General features: G+C 33.3%; 1 protein-coding gene. It reads left to right on the top strand.

Going from position 1 to position 1,801, the window contains the following annotated elements:
- On the top strand, window positions 1–1,602 hold a 1,602-nt coding region (locus tag ACNQF8_RS15285; protein ID WP_417983548.1), incomplete at its 5' end, for a gliding motility-associated C-terminal domain-containing protein.
- Window positions 1,603–1,801 lie beyond the last annotated feature (199 nt).

The following is a 1,801-nucleotide window of genomic DNA, read 5'->3' as shown; positions in this document are numbered from 1 at the left end:
GGAAATTCAGGTGTGAACGTTTTAACTAACGACACATTGAACGGATTGCCTGTTAATCCTGCGGATGTAGTATTAAGCGCTACTCCAAACGGACCATTGGCTATTAATCCTGATGGAACTGTGACTGTAGCACCAAACACACCAGCGGGAACTTATACCATAAATTACACTATTTGTGAGGTATTGAACCCTACTAATTGTGATACAGCTACCGTTACTATTGTTGTTGCTGCTCCTGTTATTGATGCTCTTGCAGATACTTATTCTAATATTAATTGTACTTCATTTGGTGTAATTGGTAATGTATTAGCTAATGATACTTTAAATGGTAATCCAACGAAATCCGAAGAAGTTAACATCTCATTAGTTTCAGGAAAGAATCCAAATATCACATTAGATAATCTTGGAAACATTAATGTTCAAAGCGGAATAGTTAGTGGTTCATATGTACTAACATATCAAATATGTGAAAAACTAAATCCGACTAATTGTGATACGGCTACAATAACAATAAATGTTCAAGATACAACAGCTCCAATAATTGCAAAATTACCAGTCGCTTCAACAATATCTTGTGGTTTAACAGCTAGGTTTACTCAAGCATTGGCAACAGATACTTGTAGCCCTGTAAACTTAACATTCGTTGACGTAACAGTACAAGGAAATTGTGTTGGCTCTTACACAATAACTAGAACTTGGACCGCGACTGATTTATCAGGAAACACGTCTACAGCTTCTCAAGTTATTACTGTTCAAGATACTGCTGGTCCAACTACAACAACAGCTTTTACGGCTATAGCTAATGTAAATTGTGATGCAATACCTGCTAAACCTGAACTTGTATTTGTAGATAATTGTTCTACAGTTTCACCAGCTATTTTCACTGAAAACATTACAAACAGAACCGAAAATTCTTATTCAATCGTAAGAAAATGGTCTGTGTCTGATGCTTGTGGAAATGTATCTGAGTTTACTCAAACAATCAATGTAAGTATTGCCAATAGTATTGTATTAATAAATAGTTCTATTTGTAATGATGGAGAAATCACAACGACGAATCTAAATGATTTCTTACCAATGGGAACTCCAACAAACGGAACTTGGGTAGATGTAAATAATTCTGGTGGATTACAAGGAAACATACTTAATGCTTCAGGTCTTTCAGTTAGAGATTACACATTTGAATATAAAATTGATGATGTTACTTGCCCTAGAACTGTAAGAGTTGTCATGACGGTAAATACTGGTTGTGGTGGTATTGTATTAGCTTGTGGAACCATATTAGTACATAATGCTATTTCTCCAAATGGAGACGGAATTAATGAAAAATTCATAATCGATAATATTGATGATACCGTTTGTTATCCAGATAATACTGTAGAAATTTATAATCGTTGGGGAGTATTGGTTTTTGAAACCAAAGGATATAATAACACTAGTAATGTTTTTGATGGTACTTCTCAAGGTAGAACAACCATCAGTCAACCTACAGGTTTACCTACAGGAACTTACTTCTATATCTTGAATTATACTTCTGTTGCTAATGATGGAAAAATCATAACCAATAAAAAAGACGGGTATTTATATATCGTAAATAATTAAAAAAATTAATGCCTGAGAACTTTTTGTCCTCAGGCATTATAAAATTAAAATAGCCCTATTTCTTAAATAAAAAACCCTAAGAAAATTTATCAAGCCGACCTGCCGGATTCTTATAAATGAGTTCGATAGATAATTTAAAATAATAAATATCTACTATGAAAACAAAATTATTTTCTTTCGTTTTGATGTTTACAGCCTT

Source organism: Flavobacterium labens (assembly GCF_048286755.1).
Lineage (GTDB): Bacteria > Bacteroidota > Bacteroidia > Flavobacteriales > Flavobacteriaceae > Flavobacterium.
The sequence above is the reverse complement of the archived record's forward strand: the minus strand, read 5'-3'. Positions and strand labels throughout refer to the sequence as shown.